The 21575-nt window shown below is 70.5% G+C and carries 27 protein-coding genes; 9 read left to right on the plus strand and 18 right to left on the minus strand.

All coding sequences use genetic code 11. From position 1 onward, the window contains the following. Positions 1-8: 8 nt before the first annotated feature. Positions 9-374 carry a YbjQ family protein gene (locus tag ACZ69Q_RS15210; protein WP_471041656.1) on the plus strand — a complete coding sequence of 122 codons (366 nt, stop codon included), beginning with the start codon at positions 9-11 and terminating at the stop codon, positions 372-374. A gap of 78 nt (positions 375-452) precedes the next feature. Here the strand turns inward: ACZ69Q_RS15210 and ACZ69Q_RS15215 are convergent, their stop codons facing one another. Continuing rightward, a complete protein-coding gene (locus tag ACZ69Q_RS15215; RefSeq protein WP_471041658.1) occupies positions 453-1214 on the minus strand; it encodes a MerR family transcriptional regulator in 762 nt (253 codons plus the stop codon). 88 nt (positions 1215-1302) lie between these two features. On the opposite strand from ACZ69Q_RS15215, the gene ACZ69Q_RS15220 reads away from it, so the two are divergent. After that, positions 1303-2721 (plus strand): glutamate decarboxylase, encoded by a 1419-nt coding sequence (locus ACZ69Q_RS15220; protein WP_471041659.1) that lies wholly within the window; start codon positions 1303-1305, stop codon positions 2719-2721. A gap of 16 nt (positions 2722-2737) precedes the next feature. Here ACZ69Q_RS15220 and ACZ69Q_RS15225 read toward each other — a convergent pair whose 3' ends face one another. From ACZ69Q_RS15225 to ACZ69Q_RS15245, 5 genes are all read right to left on the minus strand, one after another. Beyond that, on the minus strand, positions 2738-3499 hold the full coding sequence (locus tag ACZ69Q_RS15225; protein ID WP_471041660.1) for an ABC transporter permease: 762 nt from the start codon (positions 3497-3499) through the stop codon (positions 2738-2740). After that, on the minus strand, positions 3496-4476 hold the full coding sequence (locus ACZ69Q_RS15230; RefSeq protein WP_471041662.1) for an ATP-binding cassette domain-containing protein: 981 nt from the start codon (positions 4474-4476) through the stop codon (positions 3496-3498). The genes ACZ69Q_RS15225 and ACZ69Q_RS15230 overlap by 4 nt, the downstream gene beginning before the upstream one ends. A gap of 74 nt (positions 4477-4550) precedes the next feature. Further along, positions 4551-5192 carry a PadR family transcriptional regulator gene (locus tag ACZ69Q_RS15235; protein ID WP_471041663.1) on the minus strand — a complete coding sequence of 214 codons (642 nt, stop codon included), beginning with the start codon at positions 5190-5192 and terminating at the stop codon, positions 4551-4553. A gap of 102 nt (positions 5193-5294) precedes the next feature. Continuing rightward, entirely contained in the window at positions 5295-6755 is a 1461-nt protein-coding gene (locus ACZ69Q_RS15240) for an aldehyde dehydrogenase family protein (RefSeq protein ID WP_471041664.1), read from the minus strand. Between the two features lie 91 nt (positions 6756-6846). After that, the gene (locus ACZ69Q_RS15245) at positions 6847-7671 is read right to left on the minus strand and encodes a helix-turn-helix domain-containing protein (RefSeq protein ID WP_471042590.1); all 825 of its coding nucleotides are present in this window, start codon (positions 7669-7671) and stop codon (positions 6847-6849) included. A gap of 333 nt (positions 7672-8004) precedes the next feature. Between ACZ69Q_RS15245 and ACZ69Q_RS15250 the strand changes: the two genes are divergently transcribed. Beyond that, a complete protein-coding gene (locus ACZ69Q_RS15250; protein WP_471041666.1) occupies positions 8005-8529 on the plus strand; it encodes an ATP-binding protein in 525 nt (174 codons plus the stop codon). Between the two features lie 99 nt (positions 8530-8628). Here the strand turns inward: ACZ69Q_RS15250 and ACZ69Q_RS15255 are convergent, their stop codons facing one another. The 8 genes from ACZ69Q_RS15255 to rpmG all read right to left on the minus strand — a co-directional run bounded on the left by ACZ69Q_RS15255 (position 8629) and on the right by rpmG (position 12202). Next, a complete protein-coding gene (locus tag ACZ69Q_RS15255) occupies positions 8629-8847 on the minus strand; it encodes a DUF397 domain-containing protein (protein WP_471042593.1) in 219 nt (72 codons plus the stop codon). Positions 8848-9039: 192 nt separating this feature from the next. Further along, a complete protein-coding gene (locus tag ACZ69Q_RS15260) occupies positions 9040-9525 on the minus strand; it encodes an SRPBCC family protein (RefSeq protein ID WP_471041668.1) in 486 nt (161 codons plus the stop codon). After that, positions 9522-9875: an ArsR/SmtB family transcription factor gene (locus ACZ69Q_RS15265; RefSeq protein WP_471041670.1), complete on the minus strand. Its 354-nt coding sequence runs from the start codon at positions 9873-9875 to the stop codon at positions 9522-9524. Before ACZ69Q_RS15265 ends, ACZ69Q_RS15260 begins: the two co-directional genes overlap by 4 nt. 15 nt (positions 9876-9890) lie before the next feature. Beyond that, positions 9891-10262, minus strand: coding sequence for a VOC family protein (locus tag ACZ69Q_RS15270; protein WP_471041672.1), 372 nt, complete (start codon positions 10260-10262; stop codon positions 9891-9893). Positions 10263-10349: 87 nt separating this feature from the next. Beyond that, the gene (gene rpsR, locus ACZ69Q_RS15275) at positions 10350-10580 is read right to left on the minus strand and encodes a 30S ribosomal protein S18 (RefSeq protein ID WP_147994901.1); all 231 of its coding nucleotides are present in this window, start codon (positions 10578-10580) and stop codon (positions 10350-10352) included. A 5-nt stretch (positions 10581-10585) separates the two neighbouring features. Then, positions 10586-11776 (minus strand): CobW family GTP-binding protein, encoded by a 1191-nt coding sequence (locus ACZ69Q_RS15280; RefSeq protein WP_471041675.1) that lies wholly within the window; start codon positions 11774-11776, stop codon positions 10586-10588. Between the two features lie 4 nt (positions 11777-11780). Then, positions 11781-12029 (minus strand): type B 50S ribosomal protein L31, encoded by a 249-nt coding sequence (locus ACZ69Q_RS15285; RefSeq protein WP_030944086.1) that lies wholly within the window; start codon positions 12027-12029, stop codon positions 11781-11783. An 8-nt stretch (positions 12030-12037) separates the two neighbouring features. After that, the gene (rpmG, locus tag ACZ69Q_RS15290; RefSeq protein ID WP_015658813.1) at positions 12038-12202 is read right to left on the minus strand and encodes a 50S ribosomal protein L33; all 165 of its coding nucleotides are present in this window, start codon (positions 12200-12202) and stop codon (positions 12038-12040) included. A gap of 62 nt (positions 12203-12264) precedes the next feature. Here rpmG and rpmB point away from each other — a divergent pair, with 62 nt between their 5' ends. From rpmB to ACZ69Q_RS15310, 4 genes are all read left to right on the plus strand, one after another. Continuing rightward, positions 12265-12501 (plus strand): 50S ribosomal protein L28, encoded by a 237-nt coding sequence (gene rpmB / locus ACZ69Q_RS15295; protein ID WP_471041677.1) that lies wholly within the window; start codon positions 12265-12267, stop codon positions 12499-12501. Continuing rightward, complete coding sequence (gene rpsN / locus ACZ69Q_RS15300; protein ID WP_471041679.1) at positions 12501-12806, plus strand: 30S ribosomal protein S14; 306 nt, start codon at positions 12501-12503, stop codon at positions 12804-12806. Before rpmB ends, rpsN begins: the two co-directional genes overlap by 1 nt. A gap of 158 nt (positions 12807-12964) precedes the next feature. Beyond that, positions 12965-13438, plus strand: a complete 474-nt coding sequence (locus ACZ69Q_RS15305) for a hypothetical protein (RefSeq protein ID WP_471042596.1) — start codon at positions 12965-12967, stop codon at positions 13436-13438. A gap of 53 nt (positions 13439-13491) precedes the next feature. Beyond that, positions 13492-14013, plus strand: coding sequence for a DUF4232 domain-containing protein (locus ACZ69Q_RS15310; protein ID WP_471041681.1), 522 nt, complete (start codon positions 13492-13494; stop codon positions 14011-14013). A gap of 225 nt (positions 14014-14238) precedes the next feature. On the opposite strand, the gene ACZ69Q_RS15315 is transcribed toward ACZ69Q_RS15310, so the two are convergent. Beyond that, on the minus strand, positions 14239-15354 hold the full coding sequence (locus ACZ69Q_RS15315) for a DUF2786 domain-containing protein (protein ID WP_471041682.1): 1116 nt from the start codon (positions 15352-15354) through the stop codon (positions 14239-14241). Between the two features lie 96 nt (positions 15355-15450). Here ACZ69Q_RS15315 and ACZ69Q_RS15320 point away from each other — a divergent pair, with 96 nt between their 5' ends. After that, positions 15451-16218: a Clp protease N-terminal domain-containing protein gene (locus ACZ69Q_RS15320; RefSeq protein ID WP_471041684.1), complete on the plus strand. Its 768-nt coding sequence runs from the start codon at positions 15451-15453 to the stop codon at positions 16216-16218. A gap of 34 nt (positions 16219-16252) precedes the next feature. Then, positions 16253-17962 (plus strand): bifunctional 3'-5' exonuclease/DNA polymerase, encoded by a 1710-nt coding sequence (locus ACZ69Q_RS15325; RefSeq protein ID WP_471041686.1) that lies wholly within the window; start codon positions 16253-16255, stop codon positions 17960-17962. Between the two features lie 332 nt (positions 17963-18294). Here the strand turns inward: ACZ69Q_RS15325 and ACZ69Q_RS15330 are convergent, their stop codons facing one another. The 3 genes from ACZ69Q_RS15330 to ACZ69Q_RS15340 form a co-directional block, all read right to left on the minus strand. Continuing rightward, positions 18295-19188, minus strand: a complete 894-nt coding sequence (locus tag ACZ69Q_RS15330; RefSeq protein ID WP_471041688.1) for a glycosyltransferase family 2 protein — start codon at positions 19186-19188, stop codon at positions 18295-18297. A 148-nt stretch (positions 19189-19336) separates the two neighbouring features. Beyond that, a complete protein-coding gene (locus tag ACZ69Q_RS15335; protein ID WP_471041689.1) occupies positions 19337-19783 on the minus strand; it encodes a DUF3052 domain-containing protein in 447 nt (148 codons plus the stop codon). A gap of 246 nt (positions 19784-20029) precedes the next feature. Beyond that, on the minus strand, positions 20030-21457 hold the full coding sequence (locus ACZ69Q_RS15340; protein WP_471041691.1) for a Tat pathway signal sequence domain protein: 1428 nt from the start codon (positions 21455-21457) through the stop codon (positions 20030-20032). Between the last annotated feature and the right edge of the window lie 118 nt (positions 21458-21575).

The following is a 21575-nucleotide window of genomic DNA, read 5'->3' on the forward strand; positions in this document are numbered from 1 at the left end:
TGTGAGCCATGGGCATCGAAGAGTACGGCGGCGGGCAGGGACCCCAGCCCGACGTTCTGGTAGTGACCACGAACGACATTCCCGGCCACCGGGTCACGGAGGTCATCGGTGAGGTCTTCGGGCTCACCGTGCGCTCCCGGCACGTCGGCAGCCAGATCGGCGCGGGGCTGAAGTCGCTGGTCGGCGGTGAGCTCAAGGGGCTCACCAAGACGCTCGTGGAGACCCGTAACCAGGCCATGGAGCGACTGGTCGAGCAGGCACGCGCGCGTGGCGCGAACGGCGTGCTGGCGTTCCGGTTCGACGTGACCGAGGCGGCCGACGTGGGCACCGAGGTGTGTGCCTACGGGACCGCGGTGGTCCTGGCCCGGGATTGACCCGTAGGGGATCCCGGGCCAGGGATCACGAGGGGTGCCGGGCCCGGGATTGACCCGTACGGGATCCCGGGCCAGGGATCACGAGGAGTGCCGGGCCGCGTTCGCGACGATCGCGGCCCGCAGGTGCTCGGCGAGGCCGGGACGCATGGTGTCGTAGAACGCCGTGAAGCGTTCGTCCGCGACGTACATCTCGGCGAGGCACTGGTGCATCTCGTAGCCGCACTCGTAGTACCAGGTGCCGATGTGCTGCCGGTGTTCCTCGGCGAGGTCCATGGCGCCCTCACCGGTCGGCGGCTCGCCGGCGGCCATCAGGGCGACGTAGCGCTCGCCCCACTCGGCCGCCTCCGCCTGGATCCGCTTCCAGTCCTCCTTGGTGTAGGTCGCGGCGCGGCGCTGTGACTCGGCGTACGCCTCGGTGTCGCCCCAGCGCTGTTCCGTCTCCTCGGCGTACTGCTCCGGGTCGTTGTCGCCGAAGACCTCGAAGCGCTCCTCCGGCGTGAGATTGATCCCCATCTTGCGTGCCTCCATGGCGTGCTCCACGGCCTCCGCCATCTGGCGCAGCTTCTCGATCCGGGCGGTCAGCAACTCGTGCTGCCGGCGCAGGTGTTCGCGCGGGTCCGCGTCCGGGTCGTCGAGCAGGGCGGCGACCTCTTCGAGCGGGAAGCCGAGCTCGCGGTAGAACAGGATCTGCTGAAGCCGGTCGAGGTCGGCGTCGTTGTAGCGCCGGTGGCCCGCGTGGCTGCGCTCGCCGGGTACGAGCAGGCCGATGTCGTCGTAGTGGTGCAGGGTCCGCACCGTCACGCCGGCGAAGCCCGCGACCTGTCCCACGGAGTAGCTCACTTCCGCTCCCTTCTCGGTACGCGCTCCACACTGGGTCCTTACGTGGCGTGAGGTGCAAGCCCGGCGGCTCGGACCTACCGTCGATTACATGCCACTGCATCGCGGGAACAGCGAAGCACCGGAAAAGGACGGCCTGCGCAGGCTGTCCGTGAATCCCTTCTACGGCGAGGCGAACCCGGTCGGCGGCATGACCGAGGCGCCGCCCACACACCGGCTCCCCGACGCCCCGATGTCACCGTCGACGGCGTATCAGCTCGTGCACGACGAGCTGATGCTGGACGGCAACTCACGGCTCAATCTCGCCACCTTCGTCACCACGTGGATGGAGCCGCAGGCGAGCGTGCTGATGGCGGAGTGCCGCGACAAGAACATGATCGACAAGGACGAGTACCCCCGCACCGCCGAGCTGGAGCGGCGCTGCGTGTCGATTCTCGCCGATCTGTGGAACGCGCCCGACCCGTCGGCGGCCGTGGGCTGTTCCACCACCGGCTCCAGCGAGGCGTGCATGCTCGCCGGGATGGCGCTGAAGCGGCGCTGGATGGCGCGCAACGCCGACCGTTACCCCGCGGCCCGCCCCAACCTGATCATGGGCGTCAACGTCCAGGTCTGCTGGGACAAGTTCTGCAACTTCTGGGAGGTGGAGCCCCGGCTGGTGCCGATGGAGGGCGAGCGGTTCCATCTCGATCCGCAGGCGGCGGCCGAGCTGTGCGACGAGAACACCATCGGGGTCGTCGGGATCCTGGGCTCGACCTTCGACGGTTCGTACGAGCCGATCGGGGACCTGTGCGCCGCGCTCGACGCCCTCCAGGAGCGCACCGGGATCGATGTCCCGGTGCATGTCGACGGGGCGTCCGGCGCCATGGTGGCGCCGTTCCTCGACGAGGACCTCCAGTGGGACTTCCGGCTGCCGCGGGTCGCCTCGATCAACACCTCGGGGCACAAGTACGGCCTGGTCTACCCGGGTGTCGGCTGGGCCCTGTGGCGGGACAAGGAGGCACTGCCCGAGGAGCTGGTGTTCCGCGTCAACTATCTGGGCGGCGACATGCCGACGTTCGCGCTGAACTTCTCGCGGCCGGGCGCACAGGTCGTGGCCCAGTACTACTCGTTCCTGCGGCTCGGGCGGGAGGGGTACCGGGCCGTGCAGCAGGCCGCGCGGGAGGTGGCCGGGAAAGTCGCCGAGGCCGTGGCGAAGCTCGGCGATTTCCGGCTGCTGACCAGGGGCGACGAGCTGCCCGTGTTCGCCTTCACCACGGCTCCGGACGTCAAGGCGTACGACGTCTTCGACGTCTCGCGGCGGATGCGTGAGGCCGGCTGGCTGGTTCCGGCGTACACGTTCCCGCCGAACCGCGAGGACCTGTCGGTGCTGCGGGTGGTCTGCCGCAACGGCTTCTCCACCGATCTCGCCGAGCTGTTCGTGGAGGACCTGAGCCGGTCCCTGCCCGAGCTGCGCCGGCAGTCGCAGCCCTTCACCCAGGACAAAGGTGCGGCCACCGGCTTCCACCACTAGGGCCTGCGGCGGCCCGTCAGCGGCTCAGGCGCGCGAACCGCCGTACGGCCAGCGGGAAGAACACCGCCAGGAGCAGCAGGGGCCAGACGATCGCGGCTCCGAGGTGTTCGATGCCGGTGCCGCGGAACAGGTCCCGTACGGCCGTCGCCGTGTGGGACATCGGGTTCCACTCGACGACCGTGCCCAGCCATCCGGGCATGGACTCGGGCAGGGCGAGGGCGTTGGACAGGAAGCCGATCGGCCAGACCAGGATCTGCACGGCCTGCACCAGCTCCGGCTTGCCGGCCACCAGGGCCAGGTGGATGCCGATCCACAGCATGGCGAAGCGGAAGAGCAGGAGCAGCCCCACGGCGCCCAGGAAGGCCCCCGGGCCGCCGTCCACGCGCCATCCGATCGCGAACCCGACGCCCATGAGGACCAGCAGGGACAGCGCCGACTGGAGCATGTCGGCCACCGAACGGCCCACCAGGACCGCCCCGTTGGTCATCGGCATGGACCGGAAGCGGTCGATCACGCCCTTGTTGAGGTCCTGGGTGACCGCGATCATCGTGCCCTCCAGGCCGAAGGCCATGGTGAGCGCGAGCATGCCGGGCAGGAGGTAGTCGATGTAGGAGCCCGCGACGCCGCGGCCGCCGCCGATGAGGTAGCCGAACATCAGCAGCAGCATCACGGGGAAGATCAGATTGACGACGACCTGCACGGGCTGGCGCGCCCAGTGGGCGAGTTCGCGGCGGGTCATCGTCCAGGAGTCGGCCAGGGCGTAGGCGTTCGTACTCATGCGGGCTCCTTGACTCGGTTGTCGTCCCCGGTGAGGTGCAGGAACACCTCGTCCAGCGTCGGGCGCCGAAGAGCCACGTCCTCGGCCTCGATCCCGGCCGCCTCCAGGGCCCGTACGACGCCGGAGAGCGCCGCCATCCGGTCGGTGACCCGGGCGCTGAGCAGCCGGCGGTCGGCGTCCACGGAGACGGCGTCCTTCGGTACGGGCAACAGGGCCACGGCGGCGCCCAGTTGGCCGGCGTCGCGCAGGACGACGTCGATGCGGTCGCCGCCGGTGAGTGCCTTCAGCTCGTCCGCCGTGCCGTCGGCGGTGACCCGGCCGGCGTCGACGACCGAGATGCGGTCGGCGAGCTGGTCGGCCTCCTCCAGGTACTGGGTGGTCAGCAGGACCGTGGTGCCGCCGCCGACCAGGGAGCGGACGGCGGACCAGACCTCGGCGCGGCCGCGCGGGTCGAGTCCGGTGGTGGGTTCGTCCAGGAAGAGCACCTGCGGGTCGGTGCCGTGCCGGTTGCCGATGAGCGAGGCCGCGAGGTCGAGGCGGCGCCGCATGCCGCCGCTGTACTGCTTGACCGGCTTGCGGCCGGTGTCGGCCAGGCCGAAGCGCTCCAGGAGCTCGCCGGCGCGCACGCGCGCGTGGCGGGCGCCGAGGTGGTGCAGGCGGCCGAACATCTCCAGGTTCTGCCGGCCGTCCAGTTCCTCGTCCAGGGCGGCGTGCTGGCCGAGGAGGCCGATGCGCAGGCGCACCTCGTACGCCTGGCGGACCACGTCGTGCCCGGCCACCTCGATGCGGCCGCTGTCCGGCCGCAGCAGGGTGGACAGGATGCGGACCAGGGTGGTCTTGCCCGCGCCGTTCGGGCCGAGCACCGCCTGCACGGTGCCGCGCGCGACTTCGAGGTCGAGCCCGTCCAGTGCGTTCTTGCCGGCTTTGCCGCCGTACTTCTTGCGTGCCCCTTCGACGATGATCGCCGTGTCGGCCACAGAGAACCCCTTCGCTAGTCAAACTTGACTACCAGCTCGAAGCTAATACCCCGCAGCCGGTTAGTCAAACTTGATTAGCGGTCGTCCTCCGGGTGCCGCTCCCCCGTCGCGTACGGGTTGTCCTCGTCGTCGGCGAGGACCCCGACGAAGGGCTCGCCCTCCCCGGCGAACGTGTACGCGCCGCCCTCGATCCGCCCGATGAGCCCCTGGGTCCACTCGGCCTCGGCGTCGGCCGTGTGGATCCAGAGGTTCATGATCTCGCCGATGTGGCCGAGCTGGCCGGGGCCGGCCTCGGGCACGTAGTGCTCGGTGACGGCGGAGCGCCAGCCCTCGATGCGCCGGATGCGCTCCTTGAGCAGGGCGACCGTCTCACCGCGCGGCAGGTCGACCATGAAGCCGATGGCCGCCGACTTCACGTCCATCTTCTGGTCGTAGGAGGTCAGCGCCTCGCGGACCAGCCCGAGGTACTCCTCGACGCCCTTGTCGGTGATCTCGTACTCCGTGCGCGGCGGCCCGCCGGCCGTGGACGGCGCGACCTCGTGGGCGTGCAGCAGCCCCTGCTTCGCCATCTGCTTCAGGGCGTGGTAGATCGAGCCGGGCTTGGCGTTGGACCACTCGTGCGCGCCCCAGTACTCCAGGTCGTTACGCACCTGGTAGCCATGGGCACGCCCGTGCTGGCGCACCGCACCGAGCACGAGAAGACGGATCGCTGACATGCGCTCCAGGTTAGGACCGTGACGGGCGGGAGCCGAGGTCAGCCCCGCGAGGCGCACCGCTCGACACGGAGCGTGTGCGCCTCGGGGCCGGGGCCGGGACGCTCAGAACGGGAAGCCACTGCGGCCGTGCTGGACGGAGATCCACTTCGTCGTCGTGAAAGCGTCCAGCATCGTCTCGCCGTTGAGGCGGCCGAGGCCGGAGTGCTTCTCGCCGCCGAAGGGGACGATCGGCTCGTCGTGGACCGTGCCGTCGTTCACGTGGAACATGCCCGTGTCGATCTGCTTGGCGAAGGCCACACCGCGCTCGATGTTCCCGGTGTGGACGGCACCGCTCAGACCGTACGGGGTGTCGTTGACGAGGCGTACGGCCTCCTCCTCGCCGTCGAAGGTGAGGAGGAAGGCGACCGGGCCGAAGACCTCCTGCCTCAGCAGGGGCGAGTCGGCCGGGAGGCCGGTCAGGACCGAGGGCTCGACGAGGTTGTCCGTGGTCGTGCCGTGCACCAGCGCCGTCGCGCCCTCGGCGATCGCCTGCTCGACGGCGCCCGAAATGGCGTCCGCCTGGGAGGAGTTGATGACCGGGCCGATGACGGTCTCGGGGTCGCGCGGGTCGCCGGCCTTGAGCGACTTCACCTTGGCGACGAACTTCCCGGTGAACTCGTCCGCGACCGAGCGGTCCACGAGGACGCGGTTCGCGGCCATGCAGACCTGGCCCTGGTGGACGTACCGGCTGAAGACGGCCGCGTCGACGGCGTAGTCGACATCGGCGTCGTCGAGGACCACGATCGCGCTGTTGCCGCCCAGTTCGAGGACCGAGCGCTTGAAGTGCGAGGCGCAGACGGTGGCGACGTGACGGCCGACCTTGTCGGAGCCGGTGAAGGAGATGACCTTCGGGACCGGGTGCTCGATGAAGGCGTCGCCGATCTCGGCGATGTCCGTGATGACGACGTTCAGCAGACCGGCCGGGAGCCCGGCGTCCTCGAAGATCTTCGCGACCAGGGAGCCACCGCAGATCGGGGTGTTCTGGTGCGGCTTCAGCACCACGCCGTTGCCGAGCGCGAGCGCCGGGGCGACCGACTTGATCGACAGCAGGAAGGGGAAGTTGAAGGGGCTGATCACACCCACGACGCCGACCGGGACGCGGTAGACGCGGTTCTCCTTGCCGTCCACCGGAGAGGGGACGATCTTGCCCTCGGGACGCAGCGCCAGATGGACCGCCTCGCGCAGGAACTCCTTGGCGAGGTGGAGTTCGAACGCCGCCTTCAACCGGGTGCCGCCGAGCTCGGCGATGATCACCTCGGTGATCTCCTGCTCCCGGTCCTCTATCAGGCGCAGCGCCTTCTCGAAGACGGCACGGCGGGCGTAGGGGTTGGTCGCGGCCCACTGCTTCTGGGCGCGGGCGGCAGCCTTGTAGGCGTCGTCCACCTCGTCGACCGTGGCTATGGTGATCGACGCCAGCTTCTCGCCGTCGTACGGGTTGAAGTCGATGATGTCCCAGGAACCGGTGCCCGGGCGCCACTCACCGTCGATGTACTGCTGAGCCAGGTCGGTGAAGTAGGACGACATGTGATCCCTCAATCTCTGGCAGACCCGCGATCGGCACGGTCGCCATCGCGCTCGTCTTCACGGTCTGATCACACGTCATCGTACTTGCGTTTCAAGAGAGTTGAAGGAGACCTCGGAGAAGATCACGGCTCTCGTCCGGACCCGGACTGTCCTGCTGGAGCTCCTTGAGCGCCTTCTCGTACTGGGCGACGTCCTCATGCTTGTCGAGATAGAGCGCGGAGGTGAGCTGCTCCAGGTAGACGACGTCCGACAGGTCGGACTCGGGGAAGCTGAGGATCGTGAAGGCACCGGACTCGCCGGAGTGGCCGCCGAAGCCGAACGGCATGATCTGGAGCCGTACGTTGGGCCGCTGGGAGACCTCGATCAGGTGCTGGAGCTGGCCGCGCATGACCTCGCGGTCGCCGTAGGGGCGGCGCAGGGCGGCCTCGTCCAGGACGATGTGGAACTCGGGGGCGCCCTCGGCGACGAGGTACTTCTGCCGCTCCAGGCGCAGCGCCACGCGCTTTTCGACGTCGGCCGCGCTCGCGCCCTGCATACCGCGCCGGACGACCGCACGGGCGTACGCCTCGGTCTGCAGCAGACCGTGCACGAACTGCACCTCGTAGGCGCGGATGAGGCTGGCGGCGCCCTCCAGGCCGACATATGTGGGGAACCAGCTCGGCAGGACGTCCGAGTAACTGTGCCACCACCCGGCCACGTTGGCCTCACGGGCGAGGGAGAGCAGTGAGGCGCGCTCCTGCTCGTCCGTGATGCCGTACAGCGTCAGCAGGTCCTCGACGTCCCGTGTCTTGAAGCTCACCCGGCCCAACTCCATGCGGCTGATCTTCGACTCGGACGCTCGGATCGAGTAACCCGCCGCCTCGCGAGTGATCCCGCGCGCCTCCCGAAGTCGCCTCAGTTGCGAGCCGAGCAGCATGCGCCGCACCACCGATCCGGGCTCTCCCGCGCTCACGTTCGCCAGCCTCCCCAACCGTCTTCAGGGCCCGCAGTCTGCCACTAAATCACTTCGAGCAGTACTCGTCCGATTACAGAGACGGAAAGAAGACAAGGATTTCTCCCAGGAAGGAGTCAGCGGAACGCAAGGAGAGGGGGTGAAGTTGGCGGAAAAAATGGCCAACAAGCGGTACGGGAGCGTCCAATTCGGTCACGTGCACGTGCATCTGCCCTTGCATCTGCTCTGCGCATCAGAAACCATGGTCCCGCGCAACCGCTGCATCGCAACGACCGCGAACTCCCGGGAGTGCCTCGCATGGGGACGAATGGATCGACCATGCTCGAGCCGTTACGGCAGGGCCTTCCGCCGCTGGATCCCGCAGCCGTCTCCAACGCCGCCTCCTGTGCTCTGCCCGCCCGTTACGAAGCGGTGCGCGAGGCACGCAAGTTCACCCGCCGCACGCTGGACCAGTGGGAACTGGGCTACCGCTTCGACGACGTCTGCCTCGTGGTCTCGGAACTGGTGACCAACGCGCTGCGGCACGCACTGCCGGCCGGCGCCCAGCGGCTGCCGGAGCAGACGCCGCCCGTGCGGCTGCATCTGATGCGGTGGACCGAGCGGCTGGTCTGCGCGGTGCGCGATCCCAGCCACGACAGCCCGGTGGCGCGCGACTCCGACGACTTCTCGGCGGAGTCCGGACGCGGTCTCTTCCTCGTCGACTCCTTCAGTGACGGCTGGGGGTGGCAGCCGCTGGCGGGAACGCTCAGCGGCAAGGTGGTCTGGGCGCTGTTCCGGCTGCAACCGGGCCAGGCCGCCGCAGGCGGCTCGGCGGACTCATGAACTGCGGCGCTCGACGGCGCCGCGGTTCTACGCGCGTCACGGAGCGATACGCATCGATTGCCCTGAGTTGCACACTCGGGTTTCGCCGGCGGATGTCTCTCAGCCCGCGACCAGGTGGTCGAACTCGCCGTCCTTGACGCCGAGGAGCATGGCCTCGATCTCGGCGCGGGTGTAGACGAGTGCCGGGCCGTCCGGGAAGCGCGAGTTGCGTACCGCCACGTCACCGCCGGGCAGTCGCGCGAACTCCACGCAGGAACCCTGCGAGTTGCTGTGCCGGCTCTTCTGCCAGGCGACCCCGTTCAGCTCCGTGGCCGCCATGCCGTTGTACACGTCGTGGTCCACAGGTCGCTCCCCGGTGGTGCGGTGGCTCGAGGCCATTGAGGCAAAAGGTGGTGCAGTGGTGCGGAAGTCAACTGCTTCCGGATCATAGCTCTGTTCACGTGCAACTGCATGAGCAGATGCACGTGCACGAGGGGTGTTCCTGTGGTTACTCCTGTGACGTACGCGGGCCTACATGCGTTCCAGCGCTTGCCCCAGGGATCGCATCACATGCGTCCGCCAGCCACCGCCCATGATCTTCCTGGCCATGAGCTGAGCGGGGTCGTCCGGATCGAATCCCTCGTGCACTAGGAAGAGACGCGTTCCGTGCCCTTCTTGTTCCAAACGCCAAGTAACCTTCCACTTGGCGGAGTTGACCGGAGAAGGGTCACTCCAGCCCAGGCTCAGCATCCGCCCGGCCTCGTACGCCAGGACCTCCACCTCGACGGTGCCGGAGAAGTCGGTATTGGGCCGAGGCACGGAGGTCATCGTGTACCGGTGCCCGATCTCCAGCCGGAAGCCCTCGACGCCCTGCATCTGCCACTGCACGAGCAACTCGGGCTCGGTCAGGGCACGCCAGACCTTGGCGGGCGGGTGCGCGAAGTACTGGTCCACGCGGATGACGGTCAGGTCGTCGTCGGACTCGGGGCCGAGGTGGGGGCCGGGTTCGGTGCTCATGTCGGCTCATCGTCGGGCATGCGGTCGAGCAGTTCGCCGAGGCCCTTCATACGGTCGCGCCAGAACCGCTCGTACGGATGGAGCCAGTCCTGCACCTCGGCGAGCGGGGCCGCCTCCAGTCGGTAGATGCGCTGCCGGCCGGAGCGCTCCTCGGAGACGAGGCCGGCGTCCCGGAGCACCTTCAGATGCTCCGAGAGGCTGGGGCGGCGCATGTCGAAGTGATCGGCCAGGACCTGGACCGGCTGGGGCCCGCCGTCACGCAGCAGCCGCAGCACCTCGCGGCGGGTGCCGTTGGCGAGCGCGGCGAAGACGCGGTCCTCTGCGGCCTCCCGGGCCCCGGTCGCGGTCATGCCCTGCCCTTCCCGTTACTGAGCGGCCTCCGTCAGCAGCATCAGGCCGTTGCCGTCGGGGTCCTGGAAGCCGGCCATCCGCCCCCAGGGCATGGCGTCCGGCCCCTGCACGGGGACGCCCGCCTCCGCGAGCCGCGCGCAGTCCGCGTCGACATCGGTCGTGACCAACATGATCCCCCGGGTCGTGCCCGGCTCGAAACCGCCCATCCCGGGACCGGAGAGCGTGAAGACCGTCTGCGCGCCCTTGGGCGCGACCTGGAGCCACCTCCCCTGCGGCATGTCCAGATCGGCGGTGACCTCGAAGCCGAGGACCTCCGTGTAGAAGCGCAGGGCGCGGTCCTGGTCCGCGACGGGGAGCGTGACGAAGGAGGCGTGAGTGATGTTCATGGGAACGACAATAGGTAGGAGATTCCCTACGCGTCAAACGTAGGGAATCTCCTACCTATGGATCCGTGGAGCGAGACCACCGAACCGCTACCGGGGCGAGTACGGCAGCAGCGCCATCTCCCGCGCGTTCTTGATGGCCTTCGCCAGCTTTCGCTGCTGCTGGACCGTGACGCGGGTGACCCGGCGGCTGCGGATCTTGCCGCGGTCCGAGATGAACCGGCGCAGGAGGTCGGTGTCCTTGTAGTCGATGTGGGTGATGCCGGCCTGGTCCAGGGGGTTGGGTTTCCTGACGGGCTTGCGTTCGGGCTTGCGGGGCATGGGGGTCAGACCTCCAGGAGGGTGTCGAAGGCGGGCGGGAGCCGCTTCCAGGCGTCGCGGCCGGCGGCGTACTCGGAATCGGTGAGCAGGCAGGACTCCAGCAGTTGTTCGAGGCCGTCGCGGTCCAGGCCGGGCGAGGTGAAGACCAGGTGCTGGCAGCAGTCGCCGTGCTCGGGATGCCAGTCCAGCGCGGCGGCGGCCCGGCGCACCGGCGGGACCATGTCCCAGGCCGCGTCGGGCAGGGAGGCGAGCCACGGGCCCACGCTCTCCACGCACAGGGCGCCGCCCGCCGCGTCCCAGTGCAGCAGCACGTCGGGCTTGTCGGCGAGCCAGAAGCGGCCCCTGCTGCGGGCCGCCGCGCAGGTGATGTCCTCCAGCGCCTCGTAGAGCCGCTCCGGGTGGAAGGGGCGGCGGCGGTGCCAGACGAGGGTGGCGACGCCGTGCGCGTCGGCCTCGGCGGGGAGCAGGGCGCACGCCGGATGCTGGGCGGCCGCGGCCGACTCGACGTCGAACCCGGCCAGCGCCGCCTGCGCGAGGGTGGTGAGCGGACGGCGGCGCGGGGCCGGCACCGTCAGGTCGTCGGCGGGTGCGCCCGGGTCACCGTGGCCGATCGGCACCTGGCGGGCCGTCGGGTGGAGCTGGGCGAGCAGCTCACGGTCCTCGTCGTCGGCCTCCGCGGAGTCGGCGACGGCGAGGACGGGGGCGTACTCCAACTGGCGTGCGAAGGTGTCGGCGATCGTGCGCTGGTCGGTCGCGGCGGCGGCCAGGCCGCGCTCGGCCAGGTCGTCGCCGTTGCCCAGATACGGCAGCACCAGCGCCGGGTCGACCGCGGTGATCACCCCGGTGACCGTGAGCCCGCCCGCCGTGACCACCTCGGCCATGGCCTTCGGCTCGACCGAGTCCCACAGTTCGACGACGGCCATACGTGTGCCGCCCGCGTCCCGGATCCTCAGCAGCTCCGGCACCAGGTCCTCGCGCAGGGCACAGCAGGCGCAGTCGTTCACGAGAGGCGCCTCGCCTGCGCCGAGGAGTCCGGTGGCGTCTCGGATCGTCCGTACGACGGTGCCGGCGGCCGCCGTGGCCAGGTCGTGGTGGAGTACGACGCTGCCGGGGACGTCGGCGAGCAGCCGCTCGACGGCCGCCTTTCGGGCGTCGGCGTGCAGCCCGCCGACGATCACGACGGAGAGGTCGGGCACGGTCTCAGCCCTGCTTCCCGTACCGGCGCTCGAAGCGCTCGACGCGGCCGGCGGTGTCCAGGACGCGGGCGGTGCCCGTGTAGAAGGGGTGGCTGACGTTGGAGATCTCGACATCGACCACGGGGTAGGTGTTGCCGTCCTCCCACTCGATCGTCTTCTCGCTGGTCATCGTCGAGCGGGTGAGGAAGGCGTGGTTGGCGGCGCGGTCGCGGAAGACGACGGGACCGTAGGCCGGGTGGATCGCGTTGCGCATGGCGTGCCTCAGCGCTCCTCTCGGAAGTCGACGTGCCGACCGGCGACCGGGTCGTACTTGCGCAGGGTCATGCGGTCGGGGTCGTTGCGGCGGTTCTTGCGGGTCACATAGGTGAAGCCGGTGCCGGCGGTGGACCGGAGCTTGATGACCGGACGGAGTTCGTTGCGTGCCATGCTGCTATCTTACTGAAAATGAATTCCATTAACAGCAACGAGCGAGGAGAGGTGCGTCACCCATGTCCGCCCACTGCATGCTGACCGGCGCCCGGCCCGGCTTCGGCAACACCGTTTCCCACTCGCACCGGCGGACCTCCCGCCGCTTCGACCCCAACATCCAGACCAAGCGCTACTGGCTGCCGAGCGAGGGCCGCAACGTACGACTGCGGCTGAGCACCAAGGGGATCAAGACGGTCGACGCCATCGGTGTCGAGGCGGCCGTCGCGCGGATCCGCGCCCGGGGAGTGAAGGTCTGATGGCCAAGAAGAGCAAGATCGCGAAGAACAGCCGGCGCCAGGAGATCGTCGCGCGGTACGCCGAGCGACGGGCCGAGCTGAAGGAGATCATCCGCCGCCCGTCGTCCACGGACGCCGAACGGCTCGCCGCCCGGCGCGAGTTGGGCCGCCAGCCGAGGGATGCGAGCGCCACGCGCGTACGCAACCGCGACCAGGTCGACGGGCGCCCGCGCGGTTACCTCCGCACCTTCGGACTGTCCCGGGTGAACCTGCGGGAGCAGGCGCACGCCGGGTATCTGCCGGGGGTGCGCAAGGCGTCCTGGTAGGTCGGTCGGATGCTGGGGCCGGGACCGGACTCCCTGGTAACTTGCTGCGGTCGTTTCGGCCACGTCGGCCGAATCGGCCGTATGCCGACCGCTACAGCTTGGAGCTTCCAGTGACCTCGGCGACTTTCTCGCGTACGCGCACGATGTCGGGCCGGCGGATGCGGGTCGCGGCGGTGGCCGCGACGCTGGCGGGCGCGCTCGCGCTGACCGCGTGCAGCAGTGACGGCGACTCCGACGGCGACGCCGGCCCCAGCGGTTCCGCGACCGCGAGCGCCGACACCGGCGGCGGTACGGGCGGCGGGTCCGCCTCCGCCTCCGGTGAGCTGGAGGGGAGCTGGCTCGCCACGACCGACGGCAAGGCCGTCGCGCTGGTCGTCACCGGCAAGCAGGCCGGTCTCTTCGCGACCGGCGGGACCGTGTGCAGCGGGACCGCCGGCAAGGAGGGCGGCATGCAGATGATCCGGCTGAAGTGCACCGACGGCAGCAAGGACCGGGCCACCGGAATGGTCGAATCCCTCGACAAGACCTCGCTGAAGGTGACCTGGGAGGGCGGCATGGGCGCGGAGACGTACACCAAGGCGGAGGGCGGCAAGCTGCCGACGGGGCTGCCCACGGCGAATCTGGGATCGTGAGGTTTGATTCGGTGACTGCCCGCGATCACCGACGTGACTCCCTGAAGGACTCCATGCGCGCCACCTCCCTCACCGTCGCCGCCCTTGCCGCGGCCCTCGTCCTGACCGCCTGCGACAGCGGCGGGAGCGGGGACGGCACCCAGGACAGCAAGGCCGACTCCGTCTGCGTCGACAAGCTGGCCGTGGAGTTCGGGCCCGGCAACGCCGCCCCTGCCGCCGGGGACACCGGCAACGTGCCGGTCACGGTCACCAACCAGGGCGGCGGCAAGTGCACCCTGGACGGGCTTCCGGCCTTCGCGTTCGAAGCGGACGGCACCTCGACGGCCGTCGCGCCCGACCAGGCCGCCGCGGCCGGAAAGACGACGCTCACGAAGGGCGCCTCCACCTCCTTCACGCTCACCTACGTGCTGGGCGAGAAGGGCGGCAAGGGTCTCGCCGCCCAGAAGGCCAAGGTGACGCTGCCGGGGGCCGGCAAGGCCCACAGCTTCAAGTGGACGTACGGCCTCGTCGCCCTGAAGAGCGACGGGAAGACGCCGGACGCCTCGGTGAGCGGGTTCCAGCGGATGGGTGACTGAGGTCCTGACTTCGGTGCGGGGGCTGGGCTGACGCCGGTGCGAGGGCTCGGCCGACGACCGTCCGGCGGTTGGGTTGACGGCCATTCGATGGCAGGGCTGACGGCCGTCCGGCGGCTGGGCCGATGCCGGCTCGGCGGCGGTTCGGCCGGCTCGGGTGCGACGGTTCGGCCGGCTTCGGCTTGGCGGTACTGCTGACGCCGGCTTGGTGATACGGCTCCCGGCGGTTCAGCGCAGCGGTCGGCGAGGGGTCATCTTCGCTCGGTCGGCCGCCTCCGCGCCCTCGGCCCAGCCCGCCTCGTCGCTGACGCCGCGCAGACGGGTCGTGGTGGTCTCTGGGAACATGCGGTCCAGGCGGGCCGTGACCGCGACCTCGCGCGAGGCGAGGACCGGAAGCAGGTCCTCGGTCACCGGGGTGCGCGCCGCCGCGGTCAGCCGGGTGCCGATGCGGTGGGCGTAGGCCGCCAGGAACGACTGCCGGAAGGTCTTGGTCCGTTTGCGGCCGCCCGCGCGCTGGGCCGCCTCCGCCCTCGTCATCGCGGTCTGCGCCTGCACGAGGAGCGAGGTGTAGAGGAGTTCGACCACCTCCAGGTCGGCCTCGAAGCCGACGACCGTGGAGAAGGCGAAGGGCTCGTTCCACACGGCGCGGCAGTGGTTGGCGCTCGCCACCGCGTCCAGCAGGACGGCCTTGGCCTGCTCGTACGGCGGCTCCACACCCATCCGGCAAGCACCGGGCGCGTTCTTCGCGTCGGGCGCCCGGGACGCCAGCAGCGCCTCGTCGATGCTGTGCCGGGCCATCAGCTCCTGCGCCTTCGCACTCAGCGCCTCCGCCTCCTCGGGGAACCCGGTCGCCTCCGCCTTCGCCAGCAGCGCGCGGATACGGGTGAGCATGCGGGACTCGGGCCGGGCGGGCCTGCCGGCCGGATCGGCCGCCTCGTCCAGGGGCTCCAGCGCGGGCAGGCGCAGCAGGAGACGGTACAGCTCCAGGACGGTGGTCACGTGCGAGAAGCGGTCGGTGCGGGGCGGGGCGTCGGTGGACAGATCGTCGAGCTGCGCCTGCCAGCGGGGGCCGCGGGGGCGGTCGTTCGGCGCCTGTTCGCGGATCAGCGCGGAAAGCAGTCGTATGTGTACGTCCTCCAGCTCGCGCCGCACTAGCCGTACGACATCCGCCGGCTGCCAGCCGCGCCGCCAGGCCGCCGCCACGAACTCCTGGCCGCGCCGGGCGAGTTCGGCGTCCGCGCCGGGGTCGGCCGCGAGCAGGGAGGCGCCGGTGTCGAGGGTGGAGTGCTCGGTGTCGTAGAGGGCCGCCTCGAAGGCGCGGTCGACGGTGCTGGGCTTGCTCACCAAGGGATCGTAAATCCTGCCGTGGAGAGGACCGGGGCCGAAGATCGATGTCAACCTCGGGTTGACACCTTCAGGGTGTCAACCTACGGTTGACACATGTCGACGAACCCGACCATCACGTCATCCGTACGTCTCGACGAACTCATCGCGGCCATCAAGAAGGTCCACCCCGAGCCCCTCGACCAGCTCCAGGACGCGGTGATCGCCGCGGACCACCTCGGTGAGGTGGCCGACCATCTGATCGGTCACTTCGTGGACCAGGCCCGGCGATCGGGTGCGTCCTGGACCGACATCGGCAAGAGCATGGGCGTCACCCGACAGGCGGCACAGAAGCGGTTCGTGCCGAAGGAGGGGACCGACCTGGACCCCCAGCAGGGCTTCGGCCGCTACACGCCGCGTGCCCGCAACGTGGTGATGGCCGCCCACAACGAGGCCGTCTCGGCCCGCAACCCCGAGGGCCGCCCCGAGCACCTGGTCCTCGGACTGCTGGCCGAGCCGGAGGGCATCGCCGCGAAGGCGATCACGGCCAGGGGCGTCCTCCTGGACTCCGTACGCCAGGCCGCCGCGGCCGCGCTGCCGCCCGCCGCCGACGAGGTCCCCGAGCTCATCCCCTACGGCTCCGACGCCAAGAAGGTCCTGGAGCTGACCTTCCGCGAGGCCCTGCGCCTCGGCCACAACTACATCGGCACCGAGCACATCCTGCTCGCCCTGCTGGAGTTCGAGAACGGCACCGGCGTCCTGTCCGGCCTCGGCATCACCAAGCAGGAGGTCGAGCAGTACGTCGTCGAGCTGCTGGCGCAGTTCCTCAAGAGCGGCGAGGAGACCACCAAGCAGGCCCGGGAGCAGGGCGAAGGGCAGGGCTGAGGCCGTTGTCAGACCCGGGTGCCACACTCGCAGCATGACCGACCGGTGGGCACTGGCTCCGGCCGAGGACAGTGGCGTGGACCTCGCCCCCCTCGGCCCGGACGGGCTGCTCGCCGGGCCGGTGCGACGGGAGCCGGACCTGGCCCGGGCCGTGCGCGGGCGGCCCGAGGTCGCGCGGTGGGTGTGGCGGTCCACCGCCGAGGTCTATCCGAGGCTGCTCGCCACGGGGGTGCGAGTGGAGCGGTGCTACGACATCGAGGACGCCGAGACCCTCCTGCTCGGCCACGAGGGGCGGTACGGCGAACCGAGATCGGCCGCCGCCGCGCTCGCCCGGCTGCGCGGCGGCCCCGTGCCGTCCGACCCGCCCCAGCGCTCGGCCGAACCCGGCTCGCAGTCCCCGCTGTTCGAGCCCCAAGCGGTCCATGTGCCGCTCACCGACCTCGTCGAGGTCTATGCCGAGCAGCAGCGGCGGCATGAGCGGACCGCGCATCCGGAGCGGATGCGGCTGCTGACGGCGGCCGAGTCGGCGGGGATGCTCGTGGCCGCCGAGATGAACCGGGCAGGGCTGCCGTGGAGCACCGACGTGCACCGCGCGCTCCTGCACGAAATGCTGGGCGAGCGCTATGCCGGCGGTGGGGAGCCGCGCAAGCTGGCCGAGCTGGCGGACGAGGTGTCGGCGGCCTTCGGGCGCCGGGTGCGGCCCGATCTGCCGGCCGATGTGATCAAGGCGTTCGCGCAGGCCGGGATCAAGGTCAAGTCGACCCGGCGCTGGGAGATCGAGTCCGTCGACCATCCGGCCGTGAAGCCGCTGATCGAGTACAAGAAGCTGTACCGGATCTGGGTGGCCCACGGCTGGTCCTGGCTTCAGGACTGGGTGCGGGACGGGCGGTTCCGGCCGGAGTTCCTCGCGGGCGGCACGGTGACCGGGCGTTGGGTGACCAACGGCGGGGGCGGGCTGCAGATCCCCAAGGTCATCCGGCGTGCGGTGGTCGCGGACCCGGGCTGGCGGCTGGTGGTGGCCGACGCCGACCAGATGGAGCCGCGCGTGCTCGCCGCGATCTCCCGTGATCCCGGGCTGATGGAGGTGGCCGGGCGCGAGAGCGACCTGTACCAGTCGGTGTCCGACCGTGCCTTCTCCGGGGACCGCGCCCAGGCCAAACTCGCCGTGCTGGGCGCCGTCTACGGACAGACCTCCGGCGACGGACTCAAGAACCTCGCCGCCCTCAGACGCCGCTTCCCCAAGGCGGTGGCCTACGTCGACGACGCGGCGCGGGCCGGCGAGGAGGGACGGCTCGTACGGACGTGGCTGGGACGGACCTGTCCGCCGGCGGCCCGGGCGACGGCCGACGCCGACGAGGAGGCCGGCATCCCGATCCCGGACTCGCCCGACGAGCCGGCCGACGGCTCCGGGCCGCAGGAGTGGGGACGGGTCAACGGCTACGCCTCAACCAACGCCCGCGCGCGCGGCCGCTTCGCCCGCAACTTCGTCGTGCAGGGCAGCGCCGCCGACTGGACCCTCCTGCTGCTCGCCGCGCTACGGCAGTCCTGTGCGGGGATGGCGGCGGAGCTGGTCTTCTTCCAGCACGACGAGGTGATCGTGCACTGTCCGCAGGAGGAGGCCGAGACGGTGGTGACGGCGATCCGGGAGGCGGCGGAGCTGGCGGGGCGGCTGACGTTCGGGCAGACACCGGTGCGGTTTCCGTTCACCACCGCGGTGGTGGAGTGCTACGCGGACGCGAAGTGACAAAGGCGCGCCGAGGTCGCGCGCGACGTGTCCGACGTGTCTGACGTGTCTGACCTGGTTGCCTCAGGTGACAGTCGCGTGTCGCGGAACACAATTGGCGAGACGTCGGCGATCAGTTGGCATGGCTTAATCTGATCACTACATCGGATCCGGCCCGACGGTGCGCGCGTATGACGCGCAGCTCGGGGGAGCGTCGCCGCCGTGGCCGGATCCGGGGACGCAGTGGGTCCCGGTCGGCAGAGGTGAACGACCGGGGCCCGCGTCCCGCTCCCCTGCTCTCCCCGGCCATCGGCGCTCGTCCGCCGTTCTCCCCGGCCCCTCGCCCCCTCAGGTCAGATGACCGGCGGTCGTCCCAGCTTGCTCAGCCGCCACACCGTGCGCCAGCGCATGGGCCGCCGCTCGCCGGCCGATTCCCGCACTCCTTCCAGGAGGCCGCCGAACCAGGCGCGCAGGCCGCCGAGCGACCGGGTGCGTGCGAGGGTGAGCAGCACCCAGATGCCCAGATGGACCGGGATGAGCGGCAGGGGCAGCCGGCGCCGGGTCAGCCAGACACGGTTACGGGCGTTCACGCGGTAGTAGATGGCGTGCCGGGCGGGCGAGGTCTTCGGGTGCTGGAGCAGGAGTTCGGGCGCGTAGAGGATGCGCCAGCCGGCGTCGAGGGCACGCCAGGCCAGGTCGGTCTCCTCATGGGCGAAGAAGAACTCCGCGGGCCAGTTGCCGGTCCGGGCCAGCATCGCCGTACGCAGCGCGTGCCCGCCGCCCAGGAAGCCGGTGACGTAACCGCCTCTGAGCGGATCGGACTTGCCGATCCTGGGCACATGCCGCTGCTGGGTCTCCCCGTGCTCGTCGGCGATGCGGAAGCCGACGATGCCGAGCCGGTCGTCGGCGGCGTACAGATCTCGTACCCGACGCAGTACATCGGCGTCGACGAGGAGCCCGTCGTCGTCCAGCTCGACCACGACATCGACGTCCCCGAACGCGTGCAGTTGCTCCAGCGCCGCGTTGCGGCCGCCCGGACAACCGAGGTTCTCGTCCAGCTCGACGGGCGTGAACTCACCCGGCAGGGCGAGCCGTTCGGCGAACTCGGGCAGCGGGCAGCCGTTGCCGACGACGACGATCCGATCGGGGGCGAGATCCTGCTTGGCCACGGACTCCAACAGCGCGTCGACCTCGGCGGGCCGGTTGCCCATGGTCACCACGGCGACCGCGATCCTCAGCTCCGGCATACCCCACCCCCTCGCTTCGTTCCGGCATCGATCACCGGCGCGATGCTAGTGGTTAACGGTAAGGACTTTTCAAGTTCGCCGTATTGAAGGGCAGTCGGGGGGGAGGGGCGGGGATGGTGACCGGCTGACGGCACGGTGGGTGGGCTAGCTACTTGCGCGGGGTCCCGCTCTCCGCGGCGCCCTGCTTTGCACGGTTCTCCAGTCGCCGTACGAACTTCAGGCCCGACCAGTCCTCCCCCAGCGCCGCCACCTTCACGTCGACCACGCCGAGTGGGAGGAAGAGGTCGCGCAGGGCGTTCTCGGTGATGTCGCTGACGTGGCCGGCCGCGCGCCGGGGCCAGGCGATCCACAGCATGGCGCCGTCGGCGAGGTCGCCGACCAGCGCGGGCCCTTCGGCGGCCAGCTCGCCGTACGACCGGTAGAACGCGAGGGCGACGTCCGCGCCGCGCGGACCCCCCTCGGCGACCTCGCAGCCCTCCGGCAGCCCGGCGATGTCCCACCGGGCGGGCGCGTGCCGGAGCCGGACGCGGTGGCCCGGCTTGATGCCGATCTTCCTGGCGAGGGGCGTACCAGAACCCCGGTCGGATTCACCCATACCGACCCACCGCCTCTCCCCGCGCCGTTCACGCGCCGACCGGCACCGCACCGTCCAGATGCCATCTTCACTCACTGGCGACCGACTTGTCCGATTCCCCGGCGACACGCAGGCCGGGGACGAGGGCACCGGCGGGAGCACGATCCGAGCCGACGGCTTCGCTCACACCGAGCCGACGGCTTCGCTCGCACCGCCGAGCGACTCACCGGCGTCGCCCTCGTCACCGCACCCGCGGCGAGGGCGGGCTCAATTGCTGCCGAGGCGCAACGGATTGAAGCGCGCGGCCGCCATGAGATACCAGGCGGTCGCCCCCACATGCCGGTACGGGTAGTACCCGAACCCGAACCCGGTGTCGAGCGGACTGCTGGCCGACACCACGCCCGCCCGCTCGGGAAGCGCCCGCCCGCCGACGGTCTGACCGCCCCCGAGCAGTTCCTGCGCCCGCTCGATGGAGTGGATCAGCCGTCGAGCGCGCGCCTCGTCGCCACGCCCGTGCCGCTCTCGCAGGGCGAGCGCGAGATGGGCGGTCCCCTCGAACCACACGCCGTTCCGGTCCGGCTTGGGCTGGGAGTCGGCGATCGGCAGGTCCTCGTCGGCGAGCAGACTGGCGGAACTGAAGGTGACACCGTCGTACGACTGCCCCGCCGGCACCGTGCTGTTGCGCCGCTCGGCGTGGTCGAGGACGGCGAGCTCACGCGCGGCCCAGTCCAACGACCGGGCGTGGGCACGGGAGTCGAGGGCGAGGTGGGTCCAGGTCTGCGTGTCCTCGGGAACCGGCGAGGTATTGACCGTCACCCCGTCATTGGTCCCGGTGTAGAAGAACCCGCCGTCCGCCTCCCACATCCTCAGGACGAACTCCCGGGCGCGGTCACGCCGTTCCCACCACACCCGGTCCCCCGTCAGCCGCGCGAGCCGCCCGAAGAGACAGACGAGGTCGGTGTTGTGCTCGGTGGAGGTGAAGGGCAGCCTCTGATTGGCCCCGTCGACCCCGAACTTGTAGCCGCCGAGCGGTTCGTCGGTACGCCCGTTCCGCTCGATCCACTCCCCGATCCGCACGGCACCGCGAAGAAACCGCCCCTCCCCCGTCCGCCGCGCGAGCGCACTGAGGGCGATCCCGGCCCAGGCCATGTCCCCCACGGCCGTACCCGTGAACCCGAACTGCGTCCCCACATTGACGGTCCCGTCCGCCCGCACGAACCCGTCCGGCTGCCGCGAGCCGTCGTAGAAGGTGTACGGCCCGACGTTGTACCCCTGCCGAAGCCGACCGTCGTCATGAACCGGATCATGCGCCTGCGCGTACAGCAACGCGTCCCCGAGCGAAACGGCCCGATCCCGCCCGCCGGCGGTACGGACGGCGATAAGGGCGAGGATGGCAAGGCCGTTGTCGTACGTGAAGGCGGTACTGAAGAGCCCGGCCTGGTCGGAGTAACTCTGGACCAGACGGGTGGGGCCGTGGTCGGGGTAGGCGTCGGTGGCGGCGGCGAGGAAGGCGAGCGCGCGGCGCTGTGCGGGGGCGTGCGCGGAGCTGGATACGGAGGCGTGCGCGGGGCCGGATACGGAGGGGGAGGCGGAGGCGTACGCCGATCCCGCCCCGCCCGCGGTGAACACCGCGGCACCGATACCGGCCCCGATGAGCGTCCGACGGCTGAACGCCGGGTCAGGTCTGCCGGACATACCGTTCATGGGTCTCCCTTGCACGGCTTGAGAGCGCTCTCAATTGGAGCGGAGTCATTCTGCTGGTACGGGTGGGGCGGGTCAACGGGGTTGGCGGATTGGGGAGTTGGGGGGGGTG

The sequence above is a fragment of the Streptomyces sp. NPDC036764 genome (assembly GCF_055609385.1).

Coding starts and splice junctions, on each gene's coding strand:
- ACZ69Q_RS15210 (WP_471041656.1), top strand. CDS start 9: ATGGGCATCGAAGAGTACGGCGGCGGGCAGGGACCCCAGCCCGACGTT.
- ACZ69Q_RS15220 (WP_471041659.1), top strand. CDS start 1,303: ATGCCACTGCATCGCGGGAACAGCGAAGCACCGGAAAAGGACGGCCTG.
- ACZ69Q_RS15225 (WP_471041660.1), bottom strand. CDS start 3,499: ATGAGTACGAACGCCTACGCCCTGGCCGACTCCTGGACGATGACCCGC.
- ACZ69Q_RS15235 (WP_471041663.1), bottom strand. CDS start 5,192: ATGTCAGCGATCCGTCTTCTCGTGCTCGGTGCGGTGCGCCAGCACGGG.
- ACZ69Q_RS15240 (WP_471041664.1), bottom strand. CDS start 6,755: ATGTCGTCCTACTTCACCGACCTGGCTCAGCAGTACATCGACGGTGAG.
- ACZ69Q_RS15245 (WP_471042590.1), bottom strand. CDS start 7,671: ATGCTGCTCGGCTCGCAACTGAGGCGACTTCGGGAGGCGCGCGGGATC.
- ACZ69Q_RS15250 (WP_471041666.1), top strand. CDS start 8,005: ATGGGGACGAATGGATCGACCATGCTCGAGCCGTTACGGCAGGGCCTT.
- ACZ69Q_RS15255 (WP_471042593.1), bottom strand. CDS start 8,847: ATGGCGGCCACGGAGCTGAACGGGGTCGCCTGGCAGAAGAGCCGGCAC.
- ACZ69Q_RS15260 (WP_471041668.1), bottom strand. CDS start 9,525: ATGAGCACCGAACCCGGCCCCCACCTCGGCCCCGAGTCCGACGACGAC.
- ACZ69Q_RS15265 (WP_471041670.1), bottom strand. CDS start 9,875: ATGACCGCGACCGGGGCCCGGGAGGCCGCAGAGGACCGCGTCTTCGCC.
- ACZ69Q_RS15270 (WP_471041672.1), bottom strand. CDS start 10,262: ATGAACATCACTCACGCCTCCTTCGTCACGCTCCCCGTCGCGGACCAG.
- rpsR (WP_147994901.1), bottom strand. CDS start 10,580: ATGCCCCGCAAGCCCGAACGCAAGCCCGTCAGGAAACCCAACCCCCTG.
- ACZ69Q_RS15285 (WP_030944086.1), bottom strand. CDS start 12,029: ATGCGCAACGCGATCCACCCGGCCTACGGTCCCGTCGTCTTCCGCGAC.
- rpmG (WP_015658813.1), bottom strand. CDS start 12,202: ATGGCACGCAACGAACTCCGTCCGGTCATCAAGCTCCGGTCCACCGCC.
- rpmB (WP_471041677.1), top strand. CDS start 12,265: ATGTCCGCCCACTGCATGCTGACCGGCGCCCGGCCCGGCTTCGGCAAC.
- rpsN (WP_471041679.1), top strand. CDS start 12,501: ATGGCCAAGAAGAGCAAGATCGCGAAGAACAGCCGGCGCCAGGAGATC.
- ACZ69Q_RS15305 (WP_471042596.1), top strand. CDS start 12,965: ATGCGGGTCGCGGCGGTGGCCGCGACGCTGGCGGGCGCGCTCGCGCTG.
- ACZ69Q_RS15310 (WP_471041681.1), top strand. CDS start 13,492: ATGCGCGCCACCTCCCTCACCGTCGCCGCCCTTGCCGCGGCCCTCGTC.
- ACZ69Q_RS15320 (WP_471041684.1), top strand. CDS start 15,451: ATGTCGACGAACCCGACCATCACGTCATCCGTACGTCTCGACGAACTC.
- ACZ69Q_RS15325 (WP_471041686.1), top strand. CDS start 16,253: ATGACCGACCGGTGGGCACTGGCTCCGGCCGAGGACAGTGGCGTGGAC.
- ACZ69Q_RS15330 (WP_471041688.1), bottom strand. CDS start 19,188: ATGCCGGAGCTGAGGATCGCGGTCGCCGTGGTGACCATGGGCAACCGG.
- ACZ69Q_RS15335 (WP_471041689.1), bottom strand. CDS start 19,783: ATGGGTGAATCCGACCGGGGTTCTGGTACGCCCCTCGCCAGGAAGATC.
- ACZ69Q_RS15340 (WP_471041691.1), bottom strand. CDS start 21,457: ATGTCCGGCAGACCTGACCCGGCGTTCAGCCGTCGGACGCTCATCGGG.